Genomic DNA, 22,070 nt, shown 5'->3' on the forward strand with positions numbered 1-22,070 from the left:
GCCCGGTAGCTCGTCAGGCTCATAACCTGAAGGCCGCAGGTTCAAATCCTGCCCCCGCAACCACTGAAACTTGTAGCCGCTTCCAGTCCGCCTCCTCATCAGCGAGGATGGCGCGGAAGCGGGCCTGGAAGTCGATCTTCTCCTTCTGTCCCTTCAGCTCGCCCGCCCTAACCCGGCGGGCGTAGTCGTCTGTGAAATCCGCTCGCATGGCCTTGCTGTGCTCGTGGAACGCCTTCATCGAGGCGAGGATCGTCGCCAGCCGGCCGTGGATCGTCAGGTCCGCGGACTTCCCGTCGGGGGAGGGGGCGATAACAACCTTCTGGACCAGCTCTCTCACCACATTGAAATGTCCCTTCACCGCATCGTGCTCGGAATTGCCGGCGCGTACGGCCATGGTCAGCGCCTTCGTCATGAGGTTGCACATGGAGGGGTTGAGGGTGAAGGGCTTGAATGCCGTCTTCTTCCGCGCCGACACCTGGTCGAGTTCCTGCCGCATGGCTTCGCACTGCTTCTGGAGCTCGTCGAGCATGCGGTCGAAGGCATCGATCTTCGGCTGGCCGGCCAGCAGGCGCTCGGTGATCTGATTGGCGATGGCCTCCTGCTTGCGGGTCGCCTCCCGCAGGCCGGCCTCAAGCTTGTCCTTCGACCGCTCCCCGGCCTTGCGACTTGCGGCCATCTCCTTGTTCACCCTGTCCTGGATCGAGGTGATCTGGTCGGTCGAGAGCAGGTTGTCGGGGATGGCATCGAGGACGCGCTGCTCGAGTTCCTTGCGGGCGATCGTCTTGGAGTTGGTGCAGACGATGCCACCGAGATGTTCGATGGGCAGCTTCTTCTGGCGGTTCGTGCAGCCGTAGCGGTCTTTTGCCATGATGGCGTAGGGACCGGCACAGTGTGCGCATTCGAGCAGGCCGCTCAGCACATATTGCGGGCGGTGCGCCCGGTTCAGCCGGTTCGTCGTCGTATGGCTGAAGCTCGCTTTGACCTCCAGCTGGCGCTGCTTGACCCTGGTCCACAGCTCGTCGTCGACGATCCGGAGTTCGGGCGCTTCGCCGACGACCCATTCGCTCCGGTCATTCAGGCGGGCCTCGCGGCTCTCCGTCTCCGGGTTCTTGTCGAAGCGGCGGCGGTTATAGACGATCCGGCCAATATAGGTCTCGTTGTTCAGGATGCCGGCGCCGCGGTCGCGATGGCCGCGGAACTCAATTCTGTCAGGAGCTCCTTACCAGTCGCTGCGTGGGAAGCTCCGAGCTCTCGGACTTCAAGCAAGGTTCAAAAGCTCTCTCTTAAGTTGTGGAAAATAAATCACATCGAAGTTCAATTTTGTGAAGCCTTGGCCAAACTGCACGGGTGTGCTTGATTGCACGACCGTGCCTCGAATAGTTTCTAATCCGTTGCCGATCATTGGTAACGGTTGGGGATAGAATTAGTGGTTCAGGAAATCGGAAGTTTCGTTGTCACCTTGATTCTTGGTGCGGCGAATTATCTCGTAAAGGACGTGGCCGCACCGGGTATTGTCGCTCTAGGAATTGTCGTTCTCCTGGTGGCTTTTACTGCGGCTTTCTTTTTGAAAGTCTTTCAGCGCCGGAAAGCAGTTAAATGGCTCACGCGCGAAATTCAGAACAGTGCTACGGGTACTGAATTCAGCCGTGATATTGATGTTCTGTCCGCCTCAATCAGGGAAAGCAGTACAAACAAATACCGCCGGCAACTGGCGGCGGCGTGGGGCAAGTACAAGGAGATGCTTGTACCTCACGAAGAAGACGGCGAAGGTCGTGCTTCGCAATGCCGTCCGACCGTTCATGTTTCTTAATCCAGAGGACTTGGGTTTGGGATTGGCTTTTGGCGCATCGTGCCCGGGCTCTTTGTTTCGGTTGGGCTTTTTCTGACGTTCTTGGGGTTGATCGCCGCTCTCTCAACGATGGCGCAAGGAGCAGAGATCGATAGCGGTGTCATGCGACAGCTGCTTTCTGTGGCCTCGGCGAAGTTCATTATGTCGTTGACCGGGCTTTTCTGCTCAATCGTCTTCACGATCCTTCTTAGAAGCATCTACGGGCGACTGGAGCAGTCGATCCATGAACTGTGTGCCGCCATTGAGCAGCGTCTCACCTACATCAGTCTGGAGGCCCTTGCCACAGAACAGCTGAAGGCAACCCGGGAACAGCGGGAGCATTTCCGATTGATTGACAGAGTTGGTCGCAGAGATTGGCCGTCCCTTGAGAGAGGAGCTCCCGGCGGCAATCCAGAGTTCGATCGCCGGTGCAATGGCACCGATCGTAGAGAGAGTGGGCAAACTCGGCGCAGAGGGTGTGGGAGACATGGTGTCCGGAATTTCGGACAAGCTCACGGATTCAATCGGTATTGCGCTAACCGAGGCTAGCCAGAAAATCTCGGATGCAGGTGAAAGGCTTGGGTTGCTTGCTGACCGTTTCGATCAAAGCTCGGGGCGGATAGGCTCGGAGATGGAAGGCGTGACGGAGCGTGTCGCTCAAGCTGTTGAAGACCTCCGTGCGGCTATCACGAGTATGGCCGAGGTAACCGGGGGGACGTTCAACGAAGGTGCAGAGAAGCTCCTTGCGGTCATGAACTGGACGCTCGAGGGCATTCGCGACAATACGGGCGAAGGTGCGCGCGCCATGTCGGCGGCGGCCGAGGACATGCGCCAGGCGGCTGAATCCTTCAAGCAGGAGATCGAATCCGCAGCGCGGACAGGAACAGAAGCCGCTCAGGAACGCATGAAACTTGCAGGTCAGCAGGTGAGCTCGGCAATCGGCGATGCCGGCAAGGACGTGGCAGACGTGTTCAGCCGCACCAGTGCGGAGATTGCTCGGGTCGCGGAAGAGGTTTCCGAGAAAGCCGGCGCCGGCTTGCTCGCGCCTCTGGCTGAAATAGGCTCCAGGTTGGAGGGGCTGGTCAAGCAGTTGAACGAAGGCACATCCGACATGCGACGCATGGCCGATGGGGTGAAGGCCGGTGCCGACGCTTCAGAAAAGGCTGCAGGTACCTTCAATGGAGCAACTAGCTCTCTCGTTGCTGCTGTCACTCCAGTGAAAGCCGTCGTGGATCGTATGGCAGGTTCGATCCGGCAACTTATCGACAGCACACAACACGCGGCGAGCACAGTTTCGAGGTCTGCGGAGGCGACCGCCGAGTTCGCCGCTACTGCTCTTGCCGCTGCGAAGGAAATCCTCCAGGCGGAAGCGAAATCCATCGAGAACGCTTTAGGTGTGCGGTCCCGGAATGAGATGGTGCGGATTAATTTTGAAGATTGACGGGTCCTTTGTCCAGGCGTCGCAGATTGCCTGATAGGGCGTTCGCCATCGCAGCGCCTTGAGGTGTTTGGCGAAGTTGTAGGCAGTGACGAAGGCCAGGACATGGGCCTTGAGGCTTTCCAGGTCGTCATAGTGGTAGACCTTGACGGTGGCGTCCTTGATGGTTCGGTTCATCCGCTCGGCCTGGCCGTTCGTCCAGGGATGGTAGGGCTTGGTCAGCCGGTGCTCGATGCCGTTGGCGATGCAGACGCGGTCGAAGATGTGCGGACCGAGGAAACGGCGGCTGGGGCCGGTACGGTTCTTGGGCAGGTCGGCGAAGGCCATGCCGTTGTCGGTCAGCACGGTGTGGATCTGGTAGGGGAAGACCTCCACCACGTTGCGCAGGAAGGCTGCGCCTTCCATCTTTCCAGCGCAGTCGTGGAACTCGACATGGGTGAACTTCGAAACCCGGTCGATGGCGAGGAACATGACCAGCTTGCCCTCGGCATGGCGCAACTCGCAACTGTCGATGTGGACGTAACCGATCTCGTAGCTTTTGAACCGCTTGCGTCGATCCCTGGTTTCCTCGACCGGCAGTCGGGATATGCCATGGCGCTGCAAACAGCGGTGCAGCGCGCTGCGATTGAGGTTGGGGATGGTATCGCGCAAGCAGCCCAGAACGTCATCCAGTGGCAGCAACGTCTTCTGCCGGAAAGCCACGACGATGGCTTCCTCCGCAGGCGTCAGCACGGTGCTCTTGGGAGACTTAGGCCCCATCGGCGCATCGGTCGTCGTGGTCCGCTCGCGCCACTTGGCCACCGTCTTCGGGTTCAGGCCGTAGCGGATGGCAAGGGACCGGGTGCTTTCTTGCGACGCTTGGAGTTCGGCTCGAAGACGCGGCGTCGTGCGGGCGCTGCCGTGAAGAATACTTCCCATAATGCATCCTCCTCCTGACGACTCAGGATCAATGACGCACCATCACAGTCCGGGACTACACACTTGCGCGTGGCGACGTGGACGTGGTGCACCAGGCGCGGGTCGCCCTCCGGCGCCTGCGTTCGGCATTGGCGGCGTTTGCGCCGGTGGTCGGGGACGACACGCTGGATCGCCTGAAGGACGAGTTGCGCTGGCTTGCCGGCGTCCTCGGCGCGGTGCGCGACCTCGACGTCCTGATACCGAAACGGCGGGATGCGGCAGAGCGCGCGGCGCTGGAGCAGGCACGCCGCGAGGCCTTCGATAGGGCGATCGCCGCCCTGTCCTCGGCTCGGGCGCGGGCGCTGATGCTGGACCTGTCGGAGTGGCTTGCCTGTGGCGATTGGCGCCGCCGCCCGTCCTCCGCGGACATGCGCGCACTGCCGCTGCGCGATTTCGCGATCGCCGCGCTCGACCGCTTGCGGCGGAAGGTGAAGAAGCGCGGCCGCGACCTTGCCGATCTCGATGACGAGGCGCGCCATGCGTTGCGCAAGGACACCAAGAAGCTGCGCTACGCGGCCGAATTCTTCGCCTGCCTCTTCGAAGGCGGGAAACAGCAGCGCCGCTACCGCCATTTTCTCGAAACGCTCAAGACGCTGCAGGATGCCCTCGGTCTGCTGAACGACAGGGCGAACAGGTCGAAGCACCTTGCCGAGGCCGGCCTCGGCGGTGTTTTCCCCGAAATGGAGATGCCGGAGAAGGGGACGGACGCGGCGAGGATCCTGAAGGCCGCGGTGGAGGCGCATGACGCCTTCTGCGACGCAAAGCGCTTCTGGCGCTGAATGAGGGGGCGGCATCGGCTCTTCCGGACGATGATGGCTGTCGTCGTCGCAGCCACGCTGTTCCAGCGGTTTGCCGTTCAAGGCCTCCGGGTCGACCGTGGATCGAGACGATCCACCGCAAGGAGCTCAAGTACGTTCCCGGCGAGATCGAGCATCGCCGGCTGGGGCTGGGTCCGATCCAGGCCGCGTATCTTTCTCACATGGCGAAGCGCCTCGTCGAATGTCGGAAAGCCTGCCCGGTGGAAAAGGTGGAGGTAGAGGGTGATGACGGTGGCGGAACGGCTGCGGCCCCCGCGGCAATGAACCAGGACGTTGCCGCTTCGATGCGCGGGGTAGTGGCTTTTCCCGGGGCTCGCCTGTTCGGCCATGCCATGAAGCGCCAGCACCGCGGCGAGGAGATGCTGCGGGACGTTTCCCGGGCCGTCGATCAGGCCGATCTGGGTGCGGCGGACATGCGTGCCGTCCGGCAGCACGAGTGGCGGCATCTCGATGTTCACGGCAAGGTTCATGGTCGAGGTGATGCCGTGCCGGAGAAGCAATCGCCCGTCGGCGGCGGCAACGCGGTTTCCGATATAGAGCGTAGCCCCTTTAGCGTTGATGCCTTCGAAGACGGGCAAGAGGACCGGGGTGGCGTCCTCCTGCTCTTCGGTGAGGAGAGGCGTGGCGTTGCTGGACGTCATGATCGTTCCTATCCGTTGCCATGTTCGGCGGGCGACGCCAGCGCGATCGTGCGATCGGTAAGAAGGCGGTTACCGAGGCTTTCGCCGAGCTGCGGCATGGCATCCGGTTCCACGAAGGCCGGCACGACCCGGCTTGCGCCCGTCCGGGCCGCAAGCTCAAGCACGTCCCGCCGCCGCGGATGCACGTTCCAGGGCAGCCAGGTGGCCCGGCCGGTCGCAAGCAGTCCGTGCGCCGGTGTGTTGCGCGGCACGTGACCGGAGAAGATGAAGCGGAATCCCTCTTCCAGCCGGTGCAGAAGCGCGGCGGAAAGGCCGGCTTCCGCATTGGCCTCGGCTGCAACGACGATATCCGTCGGCCGCCAGTCGCCGCCGGGTGCCCCGGCGAGAAAATCACGAAGCGCCTGCCGTCCATTCGTGTTCACCGAGAGGTCGTCGCCGGCGAGGACCTGCATTTCGCGCAGGACCTGCGGACAGACGCGGGGCCGCAGGCCGCGGGCGGCGAGGGCCGTGGCCATTTCCGGGCCGCGTCCGCCGCCGGGGACCGGCAGGACCGCGCCGGCCGCGGCCATCCGGGCGATGGCGTCGATCTGGTCGGCGAGGTTCGTGTCCCGGTCGCCATAGGATGCGTCGGTCACGAGAAGACGGGCGGGCGGCGGCGGGTCGAAGGGCAGCAGCCCGGATTCGACGCTCCAGTCGCCCGTATAGAGGATGCCGCCCGCGTGGGGGAAATGAAACCACACGCCGCCCGGCGCATGCCCGCAACGGCCGAGCGTGACCGGCACGCCTGCGATCTCGGCCGCACCGCTCACCGGCAGGATGCGGCGGCGCGTTGCCTTCGGCGCGCGGGAGCCGAGACTGTCGAAGGTCGTCCGCGTCGCGTAGACCGGCGGATCGCCGAGATCGTCCGCGAGATGCAGCGCGCCGGCATGATCCACATGCGCGTGGGACAGGCAGATGGCGTCGACCGCACCGATACCCTCGACGGAGGGGAACACGCCGGGCTCCGGTCCCTCGCCGAGATCGAGCAGCAGCCGTTTTCCCTCGATTTCCAGCAGGAAGGCCGCCGGCAGCTTGCCGCCGACGCCGCTGATCGCGGTCAGTCGAGCCAAGGCAGCGCTCCCTTCGGAAGCCGCGAGGAGAAGAGCGAGGTGACGGACATCAGCAGGAGAACGATGAGCACCATGAGGCAGCCCACGGCCGCGGCAAGGGTCGACGAGCCGCCCTCCTCGAGGAACACGATCATCGGCCCGATGGTGCGCGCGCTGGACGACACGAGCAGGATCGAGACCTGGATCTCGTTGAGCGCCGACATGAAGACGATGATGCCGCCGGCGACCATGGCCGGGGCGAGCAGCGGCATCACGATGTCGCGCATGCGCTGGAGGAAGCCGGCGCCGGCGACGCGGGCGGCGTCTTCCAGCGCGCGGTCGACCTGCGCGAAGCCGCCGAGCAGCGGCCGTAGCGCCAGCGCGAGGAAGTTGGAGAGGTAGGCCGCGAGGATGATCCAGACCGTGCCGTAGATGGAGACCCCGACGAGGGGCAGCGGCTTCAGGAAGAACAGGATCATCGCCACGCCGAGGACGATGCCGGGCAGCACATAGGACAGTTCCGCGGCCATCTGCAGCGCGCGCACCACCGGCCCGCGCCGCCAGCTCAGGAAGTAGGCGAGGAAGAGCGAGACCACGCCGAGGATCAGCACGGCGGCGATCGTCAGGACGAAGCTCGTGGCGAAGGCGTCGCGGATGGAGGCCTGACGGATGAGGGCGCTCGCGTAATTCTCCAGCGTCACGGTCGCCCATGTCAGCTCCTGCCCGAAGCCCTTGACGAGCGATGTGGCGAAGAGGGCGGAAAGCGGCAGCAGCAGCGTGGTGATCAGGTAGAGCCACGCGCCGGCCTCGACCCAGCGCCTTGCGCCGCCGAGATCGATCTCGGCCGGACGCCCGAGGCCCTCGACCCGCAGGTCGCCGCGCCGGCCGAGCCAATTGGCGACCGCGATGCCGCAGACAGTGATCAGCGACAGCAGGAGCGACAGCAGCGCCATGTCGGAAAGCGCGGCCGGGCCGTAGCTGTTGAGCGTCTGGTAGACGAGCGTGATGAGGGTGGGAAAGCGCGCCGGAATGCCGAGCATGGCCTGGATGCCGAAATTGCCGATCGCCGAGACGAAGGCGATCGCCGCGCCGGCGAGAATGCCCGAGCGGGCGAGCGGCAGGAGGATCGTGCAGATCACCCGCATCCTGCCCGCCCCGGCGGCGCGCGCGGCTTCGGAAAGATCGGCCGGCACGCGGTGCAGGGCGGCACGGACGGTGAGGAAGACGAGCGGCGCGTTGTAGACGCCGAGCAGGAGGACGATGCCCCAGGAGGAAAACAGCGGGTGGCGGCTGCCGGGCGTCAGCGCCAGCCCGAGCAAGCCGAGCACGGGGCTCGTCGGCGAGAAGGCCTGCACCCAGGCGAGCGCCGTCACCTGCGGCGGGATCATCAGCGGCAGCACGAAGCCGAAGACCCAGATGGCCTTGAGACGCATGCTGCAATGGACGGTGAGGATCGCCGCAAACCCGCCGACCGCGACGGCGAACACCGTCGAAAGCAGAGCGACATGCAGCGAATTGAGCGCGGCGCGGAAGACCTTCGGCCGGGCGAGGACGTCCCAGGCATGGGAGAGGTCCGGCACGCCTTCCGGTGCCAGCGCGGCGAGAACCAGCCGGGTGAGCGGCGCGATCGACATCGCGGTGACGAACACCGCGAGGAGGATCAGCACCAGCGTCTCGGCGCCCATGCGAAGCGCCGGCAGTTGCCGGCGCTCCCCTGGCATGACGGCCGCAAGGTCGGCCATCGTTCAGCCGCCGAAGATTTCGGTGAACTGCTCGCGCACCTGCGCGTCGGTCTTCACGGCCTTGTCGGCGTCCATCGGCAGCAGCTTGATCTCGGAAAGCGCCGGGAAGCCCTCGGGCGGCGCGACCTTCGGGTCGATCGGCATGTTGCCCTGGCGCACGACCAGCTCCTGGCCCTCGTCGGAGAGCAGGAAGTCGACGAAGGCCTTCGCCGCCTTGGGTTCCTTGGCGGTGGACATGATCGCCACCGGCTCGGTGATGAAGGAGACGCCCTCCTTCGGGAAGACCAGCTCCACCGGCGAGCCGCTCGCCCTGGCGCGGATCACGTCCGCATCGGCGATGATGCCGTATTTTGCAAGGCCGCTGGCGACGGCCTTCAGCGCCGGGCCGTTGCCGCCATCGGGCGCGATGTCGAGGGCGGCGAGCTTGCGATAGAAGTCCCAGCCGATGCCCGGGACGTCGATGACGCTGTGCAGGTGGTTGAGCGCCGCGCCGGAATAGAGCGGGCTCGGCACGGCGATCTGCCCCTTGTTCTCTTCCGCAAGCAGCTCCGACCAGCTTTCGACGGGCTTCGCCGCTTGGGTGTTGTAGGCGATGCCGGTGGAGATGATCTTGGTGCCGAAGAACATCCGGTCCTTATCGTAGGTGGCCGGGTCATAGGCCTCCACCTTCGCCTCGGGATAGGCCATCAGCCGGCCTTCGGCCTTGAGCTGGCCGAGATTGATGGTGTCGGCCACCAGCAGCACGTCCGGCTTGACGTCGCCGGCGGCGATTTCCGCGCGCAGGATGTTGAGAAGCTGGCTGGTGCCGTTGCGGGTCCACTCGACCTTGATCTCCGGATGCCTGGCCTGGAAGGCGTCGACCGTCTGCTGGGCGATCTCGGGAGATTGCGACGTATAGAGGGTGAGCGTTTCGGCATGGGCGGCGCCGGCCAGAAGCACGACCGGAAGGAGGGAGAGAAAGCGCATGGGAAAACCTCTTGCTTGGGGGAGGAAAGGTCAGGCGGCGTCGGGCAGGACCCAGCCGTCGCCGACGCGGACGGAGATGCGCGCGCCGGGCTCGATCGCCCGGTCATGCGGGGCATGCAGGCTCAATGAGAGGTCCGGCGCGCGGCGCGGGCGGAAATGCACCTCGATATGGCTGCCGCGATAGGTGATCCGCTCGACCTCCGCATCGAAGCCGCCGGCCTCGTCGCTGGCGAGCACGAGATCGTCGGGGTGGACGCTGAGGCGCGCGGCGGCCGCAGGGGCCTGCCCGCGACGCGCGCGGACGGCATGACGCCGGCCGAAGACGTCGACCTCGACATGGCCGGGACGGGCGTCGGCGCGCAGGTCGCTGACCGGCAGGACCAGTCCGTTGCCGATGAAGCGCGCGACCATCTCGCTTCCGGGTTCGCGATAGAGATCGCGCGGTCGGGCGAACTGGACGATGCGGCCGGCGTCCATGACGGCGATGCGGTCGGCGAGCGCCATGGCTTCGGACTGGTCGTGCGTGATGTAGATCATGGTCGCGCCGGTGCGGCGGTGGAAGGCGGAGAACTCCCGCTCCATCGCGGCGCGCAGATGCACGTCGAGATTGGCGAGCGGCTCGTCGAGCAGCATCACGGACGGCCTGGCGGCCAGGCAGCGGGCGAGCGCCACGCGCTGGCGCTGGCCGCCGGACAGATCCGCCGGGGAGCGGTCCGCCAGCATGTCCATGTCGACCGTGGCGAGCGCTTCGACGCTGCGCCGCCGCCGCTCCCCGGGCGATACGCCGGCGACCTTCAGCGCATAGCCGACATTATCGGCCACGCTCATATGCGGCCAGAGGGCGTAGTTCTGGAAGACGATGCCGACATTGCGCTTTTCGGGTGGGACGCTCCTGCCGGGCGAGGCGACCTGCTCGCGCCCGAACCGGATCGCTCCGGCGTCGAGCTGCTCGAAGCCGGCGATCAGCCGCAGCATCGTCGTCTTGCCGCATCCCGAAGGGCCGAGGATCGCGACGAATTCACCTTCCGCCACGTCCAGCGACACCTCGGCCAGCACCCGCTTGCGGGCATAGGCCTTGGATACGCTTTCAAGGGAAATCGAAGCCATCGAAGGGCCCCTCCATCGTCGTCTCCGGAGCGCCCGGATCGGCGTTCCGTGTCTTGCGATGCGCAATATCGGGAGCGTGATTCAGTTTTATGACATTCGGCCGATGCACCGGGAGGCCTGCACGGATGTGGCTATCCGCCGGCCCTGCGTGCATGCCCGGCCGCCTCGTCTTGTTCATGTCCGGGTCCGGCTCGAAACATGATTATGTCAGTCAAGTTCCGTATTCTCAGCAGGCGCTTTGTGCGGTAACAGTGTCTTGGCGCCATCCCGCGAGGTGCAGCAGGGACCCCCCGGGGCAGTGAGGCGCGAGAAGGCGAGTCGTGTCGCGCTAACCGGCGACCGTCGGTGACGCCGTCGTCGATGCGCAGAGCATGGGCACCAACCATCCCTTTCCGCTGGCAGGGCAGGACTTTCGAACGTGAACACCGGCATCGTCATGATCATCCTCACGCTGCTTCCGGGCGGCGATCTTTCCGCAAGCTTCGTCAACACCGACACGCTCGCGGAGTGCGAGCAGCGTCTCGGGCGAATCCGCCCGATCCTCGAGAACGGCAAGGTGGGGCTGAAGGAAGCCGGCTGCTTCCGCAGCCCTGCCCAGTTCGACTATTTCGACCACGATCCGCCGGCGGATGCGTCGCGCCACAGCTTCCTCATCGAACTGGCGGGCGATCTGGCGAGCGTGCGCAAGCTGGCAGCGCCCGAGGATTGCCCTGCCATCCTGGAGCAGGCCGACGGCTCGACCGGGAAGGCACGCTACTGCGCGACGTCGACCCAGGACATGACCGGCGGCGGCGACTGACGGACGTGGTTCCCCGGACTGTCCTCGCTTCGGACGGTTGACCCTTTGCGCGGGATCCACGCTCACGTCGCCGAACCGGGTTGCCGGCTGTTCTCGCTGATCCGTTGCCTTTCACGGCACCGTGACAAGATGCGCGGGCGATGAACTCGAATGTCCTTGCCGGACGCGCCTTGTGGTCCTCGGCCCGGCGGACGAAGCGCTGCGCCTCACCTTCCCTCGACATCATCGACGAAGCGCCGCCATCGCCCGAGTCCGAAAAGGGTGACGGGGACTCTTCAATCTGACATAAGCAGACCAAGCTGCTCTCTTCCGAGTGCCACAGCCAGCAGTTGTCGTGTCACCAAAGGCTTGAGAAATGACGGAGACCAAACCGCGACGACCGAGATTCAGCCGCGAGTTGCCGGCGGTGCGCCGCCGGATGCTGATCGAGGCCGCAACGCGATGCCTTTCGCGAGGCGGGATCACGGCGTTGACGACCGACAACATCCGCAAGGAGGCGAAGGTCTCCATCGGCCTCGTCGCGCATCATTTCTCCGGCAAGGACGAAATCCTGGCCGAGGTCTATCGGGCTTCCCTTTACGACGACATCCATCAGCAGATCGTCGAGGCTCGCATGAACCGGGCCAATGCCGACGAAAGCACCCCCGAACAGCGACTGTGCGCCCTCATCCAGGCCCAGTTCTCGGAAAAGCATTTCTCCAAGGCCAACCTCCATATCTGGCTTTCGCTCTGGGGCGAGATCGCCAAGAACGAGGCGCTAAGGATTCAGCACAGTCAGCTTTGGCGCGAATATCGCGAGGCGCTTCAGCTGGAAATAGCAGCGCTTGCGGCTGAGCGCGGGCGCAGCGTCGACTCCGGGCAGCTTGCGATGAACTTCATCGCCCTTTTCGACGGTCTGTGGCTGGAGTGGTGTCTCGACCCGACCGCCGTATCTCAGTTGGACGCCGTCGAAGGATGTTACGCGCTCCTGGAAGTGCAGTTAGGCCCCCTGAGCCGTCTCAAGCCCAGGCGGGATCTGGGGTCGCCGCAACCGGCCGGCTCGAAGTCCCAGAACGACGAAACTCTCGGGACTCCTTCCGGCCCGTCAACCGAACGGCAGACGCAACTCCCCTGACGTCAAACGGCGATTGACGCGGAGACTATCTCCACGACGGTCAAACCGTGACCGCGGTTGCTGGTTTCGGCGACAGATACCGCTCGATATCGCCGCTTAATTCCAGGAATCCGGGCGCCGCCCTCCGGCGGGACCGATCTCCAAGGCACCGGCACGTTTCCGGAAACGTGCCGGTGCCGGGGCACGACTTCTCTTGTGCACATGCTGGCATGCAATTCTTGTTGAAAGAATTTTCAATAAGAGATAGCTTCCCCCTAACGCGGCGGAAAATCGGCCGAGGGAGGTGAGGAATGGCTTCTTACGAGCATGGAGACGGCGAGGACCAAGACGGTCGCCCATCCCATCCGCAATGCGATCGCGCCACCACGCGAGAAGAATCCGGGCAATGGTGATGGACGGATGCTGCCTCGCCGCGGATGACGAGACGACGGGTCCCGACCCTGTCCGTATCGACCGCAAAGCGACGGCCGGAGACCGAGATCCCGGTGCGGCCGCGGATCGCGAGACGATCATCGAAGCGGACAACCTGGAAAAGTGGTTTGGAGCGCACAAGGTCCTCGACGGCGTCTCGCTCGAAGCGAACCGTGGAGATGTCATCGCCATCGTCGGATCGAGCGGCTCGGGGAAATCGACGCTGTTGCGATGCATGAACCTTCTCGAAACGCCCGATGCCGGATCGCTCAGGTTTCGCGGTGAGCAGATAGCCTTCGACGGCGCGCCGCACGAACGCGCCAGGCGCAAGCAGGTCGAGCGCCTCCGCTCGCAAGTCGGGATGGTGTTTCAGGCATTCAATCTCTGGGATCATCGGACGGTTCTCGAAAACCTCATGGAAGGCCCCCGTTTCGTTCTCGGCCTGTCCAGGCGCGAGGCCGCCGATCGGGCGCGCGCATATCTCGCGAAGGTCGGCCTTTCCGGAAAGGAGAACGCCTATCCGGCGCATTTGTCGGGCGGCCAGCAGCAGCGTGTCGCGATCGCCCGCGCGCTCGCGATGGCCCCGCACGCCATCCTGTTCGACGAGCCGACGTCGGCGCTCGATCCGGAGCTTGTCGGCGAGGTTCTCAGGGTGATGCGCCAGCTGGCGGCCGAAGGCACCACCATGGTGATCGTCACGCACGAGATGGCGTTCGCGAGAGACGTCGCCAGCCGGCTCGTCTTCTTGCAGGGCGGGAGAGTGGCCGCACAGGGTGCGCCGCGCGATCTGTTCGGCGGCGGCGCGCCTCAGCGTCTCCGGGACTTCCTCAGCGGCGGCGGGGAGCGAGCCCCATGACGCTCACGCTCCTCTCGTTCGGCCCGGGAGGATGGGGCAGCACGCTTCTGATCGGCGCGCTGATGACCATCGCCGTGGCCGTGACCTCGTTTGCGTTCGGCCTCGTCCCGGGAGCGCTTGCCGCCATGGCCTCGAGATCGCCGCACGCTTGGCTGCGGGCACTCGCTCTCGTCTACACCACGCTGGTTCGCGGCATCCCGGAACTGCTCGTGATCTACCTTTTCTTCTTCGGCACCAGCTCGATGATCATGGCGATCGTCAGGCTGTCGTTCGGCTACGGCGGTTACATCGAGGTCAACGCATTCGCCATCGGCGTCCTGTCCGTCGGCCTCATTTCGGGAGCCTACTCCGCGGAGGTGATCCGGGGCGCGATCGCGAGCGTCCCGAAGGGCCAGGTGGAGGCGGCGATGGCCCTGGGGCTCAAGAGATGGGTCATCGTTTCGCGGATCCTGTTCCCACAGGCGCTGCGGGTTGCCTTGCCCGGCCTGAACAACGTCTGGCAGACGACGCTCAAGGATACCTCCCTGATATCGGTCACCGGACTGGCCGAAATCATGAGAAGCGCAAACATGGCCGCGGGTGTGACGCACGAGCCATTCACGTTCTATCTCGTCGCGGCCCTGATCTATCTTCTGTTCACGTGGGGCTCCGCGCGTCTCTTCGCCCGTGCCGAGATCTTCTCCGGACGAGGGCTGAAGGAGGCGCGGCCATGAACTTCCAGATGATCCTGGAGAGTTTTCCGACGCTGCTGGAAGGCGTGCGGCTCACGCTGGAGCTGGCGTTGCTGAGCGTCTCCACCGGCCTGGTGCTGGCGATCGGGCTGACCGTCGCGCGCCAGTCGCGCTTCGTCGCGCTCCAGCTGCTGGCAAAGGGCTATGTCTTCGTCTTCCGCGGCACGCCGCTGCTGGTGCAGCTCTTCCTGCTCTATTACGGGCTTTCCCAGTTCGATGCGGTCCGGGCAAGCATCTTCTGGGTCGTGTTGCGGGATCCGTTCTGGTGCTCGACGATAGCGCTGGCCCTCAACACGGCGGCCTATGTGAGCGAAATAATAAGGGGCGGCGTCCTTTCCGTGCCGTCGGGGCACATCGAGGCTGCCCACGCCGTCGGAATGTCGCGGCTGACGATCATGCGACGCGTGGTGATCCCGGTGGCGGCGCGGCAGGCGCTGCCCGCCTACGGGAACGAGCTGATCCTCATGATCAAGGCGACGTCGCTCGCGAGCACGGTCACGCTTCTCGAGGTAACCGGGATCGCCCGGCAGATCATCTCCCGCACCTACGCCGTCTTCGAGGTCTTCATCGCGGCCGGGGTGATCTACCTGCTCATCAACATGGTCGCGGTGGTTGCGGTCCACGTCGCCGATGCGTGGCTGCATCCCGAACGGCGGCGGCCGCCCAACACGATGCCGGTGCGGAACGCGTAGCAGGGACATCGAACTTCAATTCAACGCAAGGAGGGGAATAAGCAAATGGCAAGATCGTGGATTATCTCACTGGCATTGATGGTGCCGCTGCTGGGCCTGACGCCCGCCGCGGCGCAGGAAAGCCTGCCGGACCCGGTGCGGATCGGCATCGAAGGCGCCTACCCGCCGTTCAACTTCGTCGACACGAACGGCGAGGTCCAGGGCTTCGACGTCGATATCATGAATGCGATCTGCGCGGCGGAAAAGATCCGGTGCGAATTCGTGATACAGGACTGGGACGGGATCATCCCGGGCCTCCAGGTCGGGAAATACGACGTCATCATCGGCCTCGGGATCACCGAGGAGCGAAAGAAGGCCGTCGATTTTACCGACAAGTATTGGGCGACGGGAAACCGTTTCGTCGGCCGGAAAGACAAGGAATGGGATTACACCCCTGAGGGGCTCGATGGCGTTGTGATCGGCGTCCAGGGGGGCGCCTGGCAGGAGGCCTACGTCAAGGCGGAGCTGCCGCAATCCGTCATGAGGTCCTACCAGACGCTCGAGCAGGCTTATCTGGATATGGAGGCCGGCCGGGTCGATCTGGTTTTCTCCGACACCGTCCTCCTTTTCGATTTCCTCAACTCCGACCGGGGCAAGGACTACGAATTCAAGGGGCCCGAATATGACGACCCGAAATATTTCGGCACCGGTGTCGGGATGGGCATCCGCAAGGGCGAGAACCTCTTGCGCGATACCATCAGCAGCGGAATTCGCAAGGTTCGTGAAAGCGGCGAATACAAGAAGATAAACGAGAAGTATTTCCCGTTCGATATCTACGGGGAATGACGAGGACGTTCGCCCCGAGGCCGGTACCGTCCGGCCTTGGGGCATCCTCTCGAAATGCGCAGTGAAAACATGGTTTCCCGGCTCTCCCGCAACAATGCGGCACCGTCGCTTCAAGCTGTCCCCCGCGACGAACCCCGGCAACGGCCTGAGGCCGAAACCGGAAGGCGTCGAATATTTCCGGGAAATACCTGTCCGATCAAGGCGACCGGTTGTCGATCAACGTCGAGTACATGAAATGCAAAATGCCCCTTCCTACAAGTCGCCGTCCGGCTGGAACGCGTTGCTGCCACAGCGTCGCAACCGGGAAGACGAGACGACGACCCGACGTTTTCGCACCGCCGTCATCGGCGCGGGTTACACCGGATTGGCGGCCGCGCGCCGTCTCGCCGAACTTGCGCCCGGGGAAGAGGTGCTCCTCCTGGAATCGTCGACCATAGGCGAAGGGGCCTCGGGACGGAATTCCGGATTTCTCCTCGTCAATCCGGGCGAGCCAAGCGCCAATGCTGCCGGATTTGCGAAGGAATGGGCGACGAGGCAGATGGGGCTTGTGGAAGCGGGCCTGGATTGGCTCCGTGCGCTGGTGAGCGAACATTCCATAGATTGCGACTGGGATGAAAACACGCCCGCTATAACCGCTGCGGCCACGCCGGCGGTCGAAAAATCGGTCCGCCAGACGCGCGAGACCTATCGCGCATGGGACCTGGACCCCGAGGAGTACTCCCGGCCGGAGCTTTCCCGGATGCTCGGGACCGAGTATTACAGATACGCGATACGGTCCCTGACCCGGGCCCTGGTCCAGCCGGCGGCCCTGCATCGCGGCCTCGCGGACACGTTGCCTGCGGCCGTAAGGCTGAGAGAGAACACCACCGTCCGGTCCCTGGGCGACAGCGCTCCCTTCCTTATCCAGACGAACCGTGGCGAGTTTGTCGCGGACCGGGTTTTCGTGACCAACAATCTGCATGCGCGGTCTCTCGGAATCGCCCGCAATCGGATGATCGGCATCTACACCTACGGCGCACTTACGCCGCAACTCGACGACGATCAGCTCGCGCTGCTGGGCGCCGAGGACGCATGGGGTGTCCTTCCGGGGCATCGCATGGGAACCACAATGCGGAAGACGAAGCGGCGCCTCCTCATCCGAAGCGGCGATTCCTATGAGAAGGAGCTCGGCACTGCGGACGCTCGCAGGATGCTGACGCAGCTGTACCGCCGCAGGTTCCCGCGAATGCGCAGCCATGAATTCGAGCATGTGTGGGGCGGCCTCACGGCCATCACCCACAATGACAACTATTTCTTCGGGCAGGTCAAACCGGGGATGTATGCATCCGTCGGATGCGGAGGGGCGGGGGTTCTCAGGGGGACCATTCAAGGCAAGCTCTTGGCCGAACACGCCAGCGGTCTGCGCTCGTCTCTCCTGCGCGATCGTCTCGAGCTCGGAACGCCGACCTGGCTTCCTCCGGAACCGTTCAGACGCATCGGGGCGACCCTGCAGATAGCCTTCGAGCAGTGGCAGGCGGGCAGGGAGCGCTGATGGACGACAAACGACCTCGACATTCCCGCCAGCGCCGATCCGGAGCACCGTCATGAGCACGATCGAACGATCCCCCGCACTGCAAGGTTTTCTCGACGCGGTGAAAAAAGCCGTTGAAACGGGTGCGCCGCGTCCGGAGACGCAAGCGTGCCTGCGCCGTGTATTCGCGGCACTTGCGACGCCAAAACCGGAAACGATCGGCGATGGCGCCCGTCTGCCGGCGTGCGACCTTCTCGACGCAGCGCTGGAGCCGGCAATCCGCCGGGGAGGCGCGCTGAAGGACGTGGCTCTTGGAATAGCTGCCCTTGCACCCCTCCTGTCGTGGGACAGGCGAGAGGGTGCCGCGCCGACGGCGAGCGAGTCCTTCAGAGACGGGCACGCCAATACCATGATCGTCGGTCCCGGGGGAATTGAGGATCGTCGCGATGTCTGGGTGGGTCTCTCGCTTCTGGCACCGGACGTGCGGTATCCCGATCACAATCATTCGCCCGAGGAGATCTACCTCGTCCTCACCGACGGGCGCTTCCGCCACGGGGATGACGACTGGGAAACACCGGGGATCGGCGGCACGTTCCATAACAAGCCCGGAATTGTGCATGCGATGGCGTCCTCCGGTCATTCTCCGTTCCTGGCGGTCTGGTGCCTGTTCGATCCCAGGGCCACGTGATCTCGGCCGGCTACAGGTCGACCGTGGCCTCGCGGTCGATACCGAATATCGTTGCTCCGGGCGCTTCGGGCGTCGGCCGATCTTCCCGGCCGTCATGCACCTCGCCGGTGCTGGAGCAGCGCATCCTCCCGCTCAGATCGTCCCGCAGGCGGACGCGCGGGCGACGAGGTCCACGGTGTTTACGGCCTGCAATGTGCCGGTCGACTGCAGATAGCGCGTCACCTGCCGCGCCGTCGGATGCCCGGCGACGACTTGGCGGAGGGCGTCTGCGGCGAGGGCGCTTCCGCCGGAGGCTCCGACGAGCAGCAGGGCCACGACGGTTCTGAGAGACCGGCACATCGTTCTTCTCCCCTGTCGCTTGGGGACCGTGCCGTTACTTCAGCGCGCTGAGCTCGTCCGGCGAAACGACGCCGTCCCTGTTCTTGTCGATGCGGCCGAAAGCCATGTTGTAGCGACCCGCGGCCTTGATCTTCTGTGCGATGGGCTTGCCGGACTGGGCGAGGCCGTCGATGAACGTACGGAACTCCATCTTGTCGAGCGTCGTGTCGCCGTTCGCATCGGCCGACAGGAAGAGCTCCTGCTGGGCCATCGCGGGGGCTATCCCCGCGCTCATGGCGAGAGCGATGACGGGCAGCATGGTCCTGATGAATGCCATGGGATTTTCCTCTTGTGCTTTCGTGTTGGTTGCCGATCGGCAGCGACGCGGATTCGCGCCGGTGCCGTCGGGCCGGGCAGGGAAAGGTTTATCAGGTGGCTTTCCGGCGACCATCCCATGTTCATGGGGTCCTGCCGCCGCGGGTCACGCGTCCGCGCGGCGGCCGGCCGCCGGTCGGAGGCTCTCAGCCGTGCGGGAAGGACGCCTCGCCAGGGGCTGCCAGGCCCGCGGACGCCGGCAGCCAGAGATCGACGCGCGTGCCGTTCCCGCCGGACGCGATGTCCAGCGTGGCGCCGCAGAATTCCGCACGCTTCTTCATGTTGAGGAGGCCCCGCCCGCCCGGCAGGCGATGCCCGGGATCGGACGAAGCCTCCTGCGCACAGAACCCTCTTCCATCGTCCTCGATGGTGATGCGGCCGCCCGGGGAGCCGTCGTCGCCGGCGACCGAGTCGATCACGACCTTCAGCGTCCCGGCGCCCGAATGCTTGATCGCGTTGGTCACGGCCTCGTCGAGCAGGCGGACGATCTGGATGACGTGCCAGGGCCGCAGGCCCGGGAAGATCGGCAATCCCTCGGGTTTCAGCACCTGCCACGAAAGCGCGATGTCGTGGGCGCGCAACTGTGCCGCCATGCGTTCGCGCCAGGAGCCGAGGACGAGCATCAGGTCGCCGTCGATCTCCTCCATCGCATCGATGACGAGCCGCAGATCCTTGAGCGCGGCGCGTGCCGCATCGCCGATCTTCGTTCCCCCCGTCTGCTCGGCCATTGCGACGATGCTGACGAGCTGCCCGCCGAGGCCGTCGTGCAGGTCGCGCATGAGCCGCGTCCGCTCGGCGGCGAGCGCCTCCTTGCGGCTCTGCTCCTCCTCGCGCGCGAAGGAGGCGCGAAGCTTCTTCTCGGCCTCGCGCACCTGCTCGACGAGCCGGGCGGTGAAATCGTCGGCCTGGTTCAGCGCCTGCACGAAGCGCCACGTCAGGCCGAGGCCTATCGCGATCAGCACCGTGGAATAGGAAAGCCGGCCGAGCAGGATGCGTTCGCCCGGCAGGGCGTCCATGATGGTCATCGCATCGTGAACCCAGAAGACCGCGACGACGGTCAGCGTCGAGCCGAGATAGGCGAGGCTCCAGTCCCGCCGGGCGACCGCCGCCCGTCCGAGGATGACGGCGACCATGGAGACGAAGAGGCCGATGCTCGGCAGGCCGAACAGGCCGTAGATCGTGGGCAGCAGCTCCGCTGGCCCGAGAAGCGCGGTCAGGAGGACGAGCGCGGCGGGCAGGAAGAGGAACACCCCCCACGGCCGGATCCGCAAGCCGGTGAGATGGGCTGCGAAATGCACGGCAAGCGCGCATTCGAGCGAGCCGGAGGCGCCGAGCAGGCCGCGCAGCAGGGCCGATGCCGGCATGGGGATGAAGTGCTGCACCGTTCCCACCGCCATGGCCGCGGCCAGCCAGCCATAGGCCCTCTCATGGGGCCGGGCGAAGAAGATCAGGCCGAGGATCATGCCGACCATGGCCTGCCAGATGGCAAGCGCGAGCGGCAGCGTGGCGAAGAGGAAGGCACGGCCGCCATAGGCCTGCCGGAGTTCCGAATCCGGTCCCGCATAGGGCGCGTCGAGATAGCCCGTCAGCGGCCCCCAAAGATGAAGCCTGACGACGAGCTCGTTGGCGCCATCATGGAGCAGCGCGAGAGGTATGGGGGCGATGACGGCGACGTTCCGGTCTATGCGGCCGACCGAGCGCATGCGGCGGCTGTCCAGGATGACGGCGCCGTTCACCACGATCTCCACGCCGCTGGTGAAGCGCGGAATGAAAATCGACCAGGCCTTCTCCGCGTCGGCGGACGGATAGGCGAATTCCGTCCGCAGGAGGACGGGCGTGTCGGGAGGGATGTCGCGTGGCCGGAAATAGGGCAGCTGCGCCTGCGTCCATGTCTTCGCGTCGGTGCTGACCTCGGCGTGGGTGAGCCGGTATTCATGCGGCGGCAGGGGCAGATCCGGCCGGTAAAAGAGGATGACGCAGAGGAGGGCGATGACGGCCTGGACGAGCAGATAGCCCGCGATCCAGCGATTTTTCGGCATCGGAAGGGGAATGGGCGCGACCATGGACGGGTTCTAGAACCTGATGAGGCCTTGCTGCAGCGCCTCGAAGACCGCTTCCCCGCGGGTGTTCACCTCGAGTTTGCGGTAGATGGTCTTTATGTAGCCCGGAACGGTCTGCCGCGAAATGCCCAGATGATCGGCGATGTCGGCATAGCTGAAGCCCTTCGCGATGCCCCAGAGGATGTCGATCTCCCGCGGCGTGAGCCTTGCGGTGTCGAGGTCGGAATGCCCGGCCCGGCCCGGCCTTTCCTGCGTGCGGCGGACGATGAAGCGGGCGATGGAGGCGGAAATCGGCGAGTGGCCGCGCAGCAGGTCGCGCACCGTGTCGGCGATGTCGGTGGGGAAGGCGTCCTTCAGCAGGTATCCGTTCGCGCCGAGCAGGATGGCCGAGATGACGCTCTGCTCGTCGCCCAGGATGGAGATCACCATGATCTCGGTCGTCCGGTTGCGCTGCCGGACCTCGCGTATCAACTCCATTCCGTTGCCGTCGGGAAGCTGGAGATCCGTCAGCAGCACGTCCGGATCGCTTTCCGCGAGCCGCTGGCGCGCTTCCGCGAGGGTCGCCGCCTCGGCGACGTCGAACTCGCCATGATGCGAGAGCGCATCGGCGATCCGCCAGCGCGTCGGCGCGTCGTCTTCCAGGATCAGGACCGATATCGGTTCACCGGTCCGTTCCGCCGCGGTCGCAGATGCCATGCGAATCCTCCCTTTGCAGTTCCGTCTCCACGATGATCGGCTTTTGCGTCCTGCGAAAGCCATGATTATGGGGAGCGGGGCAAGGGCCGATAGGAACGACAGGGGCGGAGGGCCGCGCGCCGGCTCCAGATGCAGGAGAGGCGTTCCGCGTCTGTCCCCATCGGTCCCGCACGATCCTGCTCGTGCCGGTCTCGATTCAATCCTCGACCGAGACCGCGGGACGACGCCCGAAATCGGGCCGCGAAAGAAAAGCTGCCGGGATTTACAGCGGCTTGTCGGGGTTCACGAAAAAGTTGCGGAGTCATAGTTGACTCTTTTTATCCACTTCAGTACTGCTGCCTGTGCGAGAGGCGCGACGAAATCTGATCGGGCCAGGAGCGAGGCGGTGACAGCGTCTCGTGACGCGTCGT

General features: G+C 64.8%; 23 protein-coding genes and 1 pseudogene. 11 read left to right on the top strand and 13 right to left on the bottom strand.

Annotated features, from left to right (window positions below; all coding sequences use genetic code 11):
* Nucleotides 1-19 precede the first annotated feature (19 nt).
* Together NNZ72_RS24015 and NNZ72_RS25565 are read right to left on the bottom strand one after the other, a co-directional pair.
* The gene (locus tag NNZ72_RS24015) at nt 20-868 is read right to left on the bottom strand and encodes a hypothetical protein (protein ID WP_257318199.1); all 849 of its coding nucleotides are present in this window, start codon (nt 866-868) and stop codon (nt 20-22) included.
* Between the two features lie 183 nt (nt 869-1,051).
* Nucleotides 1,052-1,204: pseudogene (locus NNZ72_RS25565) on the bottom strand (recombinase family protein); the annotation flags it as partial.
* Between the two features lie 222 nt (nt 1,205-1,426).
* On the opposite strand from NNZ72_RS25565, the gene NNZ72_RS24025 reads away from it, so the two are divergent.
* On the top strand, nt 1,427-1,810 hold the full coding sequence (locus tag NNZ72_RS24025) for a hypothetical protein (RefSeq protein ID WP_257318201.1): 384 nt from the start codon (nt 1,427-1,429) through the stop codon (nt 1,808-1,810).
* Nucleotides 1,811-2,180: 370 nt separating this feature from the next.
* Nucleotides 2,181-3,269, top strand: coding sequence for a hypothetical protein (locus NNZ72_RS24030; RefSeq protein ID WP_257318202.1), 1,089 nt, complete (start codon nt 2,181-2,183; stop codon nt 3,267-3,269).
* On the opposite strand, the gene NNZ72_RS24035 is transcribed toward NNZ72_RS24030, so the two are convergent.
* On the bottom strand, nt 3,219-4,184 hold the full coding sequence (locus NNZ72_RS24035; protein ID WP_257318203.1) for an IS481 family transposase: 966 nt from the start codon (nt 4,182-4,184) through the stop codon (nt 3,219-3,221). The genes NNZ72_RS24030 and NNZ72_RS24035 overlap by 51 nt on opposite strands.
* Nucleotides 4,185-4,225: 41 nt before the next feature.
* Between NNZ72_RS24035 and NNZ72_RS24040 the strand changes: the two genes are divergently transcribed.
* The gene (locus NNZ72_RS24040; RefSeq protein WP_257318225.1) at nt 4,226-5,002 is read left to right on the top strand and encodes a CHAD domain-containing protein; all 777 of its coding nucleotides are present in this window, start codon (nt 4,226-4,228) and stop codon (nt 5,000-5,002) included.
* A gap of 77 nt (nt 5,003-5,079) precedes the next feature.
* Here the strand turns inward: NNZ72_RS24040 and NNZ72_RS24045 are convergent, their stop codons facing one another.
* The 6 genes from NNZ72_RS24045 to NNZ72_RS24070 are packed head-to-tail and all read right to left on the bottom strand — an operon-like array spanning nt 5,080 to nt 10,763.
* Nucleotides 5,080-5,682 (bottom strand): dual specificity protein phosphatase family protein, encoded by a 603-nt coding sequence (locus tag NNZ72_RS24045; RefSeq protein WP_257318204.1) that lies wholly within the window; start codon nt 5,680-5,682, stop codon nt 5,080-5,082.
* 8 nt (nt 5,683-5,690) lie between these two features.
* Nucleotides 5,691-6,791 (bottom strand): MBL fold metallo-hydrolase, encoded by a 1,101-nt coding sequence (locus NNZ72_RS24050; RefSeq protein ID WP_257318205.1) that lies wholly within the window; start codon nt 6,789-6,791, stop codon nt 5,691-5,693.
* Complete coding sequence (locus tag NNZ72_RS24055) at nt 6,779-8,512, bottom strand: ABC transporter permease (protein WP_257318206.1); 1,734 nt, start codon at nt 8,510-8,512, stop codon at nt 6,779-6,781. The genes NNZ72_RS24050 and NNZ72_RS24055 overlap by 13 nt, the downstream gene beginning before the upstream one ends.
* 3 nt (nt 8,513-8,515) lie before the next feature.
* On the bottom strand, nt 8,516-9,478 hold the full coding sequence (locus NNZ72_RS24060) for an ABC transporter substrate-binding protein (protein WP_257318207.1): 963 nt from the start codon (nt 9,476-9,478) through the stop codon (nt 8,516-8,518).
* A gap of 30 nt (nt 9,479-9,508) precedes the next feature.
* A complete protein-coding gene (locus tag NNZ72_RS24065) occupies nt 9,509-10,585 on the bottom strand; it encodes an ABC transporter ATP-binding protein (RefSeq protein ID WP_257318208.1) in 1,077 nt (358 codons plus the stop codon).
* Nucleotides 10,566-10,763 (bottom strand): hypothetical protein, encoded by a 198-nt coding sequence (locus tag NNZ72_RS24070; RefSeq protein ID WP_257318209.1) that lies wholly within the window; start codon nt 10,761-10,763, stop codon nt 10,566-10,568. The genes NNZ72_RS24065 and NNZ72_RS24070 overlap by 20 nt, the downstream gene beginning before the upstream one ends.
* A 240-nt stretch (nt 10,764-11,003) precedes the next feature.
* Between NNZ72_RS24070 and NNZ72_RS24075 the strand changes: the two genes are divergently transcribed.
* From NNZ72_RS24075 to NNZ72_RS24110, 8 genes are all read left to right on the top strand, one after another.
* On the top strand, nt 11,004-11,384 hold the full coding sequence (locus NNZ72_RS24075) for a hypothetical protein (RefSeq protein ID WP_257318210.1): 381 nt from the start codon (nt 11,004-11,006) through the stop codon (nt 11,382-11,384).
* Between the two features lie 355 nt (nt 11,385-11,739).
* The gene (locus tag NNZ72_RS24080) at nt 11,740-12,498 is read left to right on the top strand and encodes a TetR family transcriptional regulator C-terminal domain-containing protein (RefSeq protein ID WP_257318211.1); all 759 of its coding nucleotides are present in this window, start codon (nt 11,740-11,742) and stop codon (nt 12,496-12,498) included.
* Between the two features lie 385 nt (nt 12,499-12,883).
* Nucleotides 12,884-13,765, top strand: a complete 882-nt coding sequence (locus tag NNZ72_RS24085; RefSeq protein ID WP_257318212.1) for an ATP-binding cassette domain-containing protein — start codon at nt 12,884-12,886, stop codon at nt 13,763-13,765.
* Nucleotides 13,762-14,478, top strand: a complete 717-nt coding sequence (locus NNZ72_RS24090; protein WP_257318213.1) for an ABC transporter permease — start codon at nt 13,762-13,764, stop codon at nt 14,476-14,478. The genes NNZ72_RS24085 and NNZ72_RS24090 overlap by 4 nt, the downstream gene beginning before the upstream one ends.
* Nucleotides 14,475-15,188 carry an ABC transporter permease gene (locus NNZ72_RS24095; protein WP_257318214.1) on the top strand — a complete coding sequence of 238 codons (714 nt, stop codon included), beginning with the start codon at nt 14,475-14,477 and terminating at the stop codon, nt 15,186-15,188. The genes NNZ72_RS24090 and NNZ72_RS24095 overlap by 4 nt, the downstream gene beginning before the upstream one ends.
* A 45-nt stretch (nt 15,189-15,233) precedes the next feature.
* A complete protein-coding gene (locus tag NNZ72_RS24100; protein WP_257318215.1) occupies nt 15,234-16,013 on the top strand; it encodes a transporter substrate-binding domain-containing protein in 780 nt (259 codons plus the stop codon).
* Nucleotides 16,014-16,248: 235 nt separating this feature from the next.
* The gene (locus tag NNZ72_RS24105) at nt 16,249-17,544 is read left to right on the top strand and encodes an NAD(P)/FAD-dependent oxidoreductase (RefSeq protein ID WP_257318216.1); all 1,296 of its coding nucleotides are present in this window, start codon (nt 16,249-16,251) and stop codon (nt 17,542-17,544) included.
* Between the two features lie 52 nt (nt 17,545-17,596).
* Nucleotides 17,597-18,211 carry a dimethylsulfonioproprionate lyase family protein gene (locus NNZ72_RS24110; RefSeq protein WP_257318217.1) on the top strand — a complete coding sequence of 205 codons (615 nt, stop codon included), beginning with the start codon at nt 17,597-17,599 and terminating at the stop codon, nt 18,209-18,211.
* A 132-nt stretch (nt 18,212-18,343) separates the two neighbouring features.
* Here NNZ72_RS24110 and NNZ72_RS24115 read toward each other — a convergent pair whose 3' ends face one another.
* From NNZ72_RS24115 to NNZ72_RS24130, 4 genes are all read right to left on the bottom strand, one after another.
* Nucleotides 18,344-18,550 carry a hypothetical protein gene (locus NNZ72_RS24115; protein WP_257318218.1) on the bottom strand — a complete coding sequence of 69 codons (207 nt, stop codon included), beginning with the start codon at nt 18,548-18,550 and terminating at the stop codon, nt 18,344-18,346.
* A 34-nt stretch (nt 18,551-18,584) separates the two neighbouring features.
* The gene (locus NNZ72_RS24120) at nt 18,585-18,866 is read right to left on the bottom strand and encodes an EF-hand domain-containing protein (protein WP_257318219.1); all 282 of its coding nucleotides are present in this window, start codon (nt 18,864-18,866) and stop codon (nt 18,585-18,587) included.
* A gap of 184 nt (nt 18,867-19,050) precedes the next feature.
* Entirely contained in the window at nt 19,051-20,967 is a 1,917-nt protein-coding gene (locus NNZ72_RS24125; RefSeq protein ID WP_257318220.1) for a sensor histidine kinase, read from the bottom strand.
* 9 nt (nt 20,968-20,976) lie between these two features.
* Nucleotides 20,977-21,660 (bottom strand): response regulator, encoded by a 684-nt coding sequence (locus NNZ72_RS24130; protein ID WP_257318221.1) that lies wholly within the window; start codon nt 21,658-21,660, stop codon nt 20,977-20,979.
* Between the last annotated feature and the right edge of the window lie 410 nt (nt 21,661-22,070).

It is taken from the genome of Shinella pollutisoli (assembly GCF_024609765.1).
Classification (GTDB): Bacteria; Pseudomonadota; Alphaproteobacteria; order Rhizobiales; family Rhizobiaceae; genus Shinella; species Shinella pollutisoli.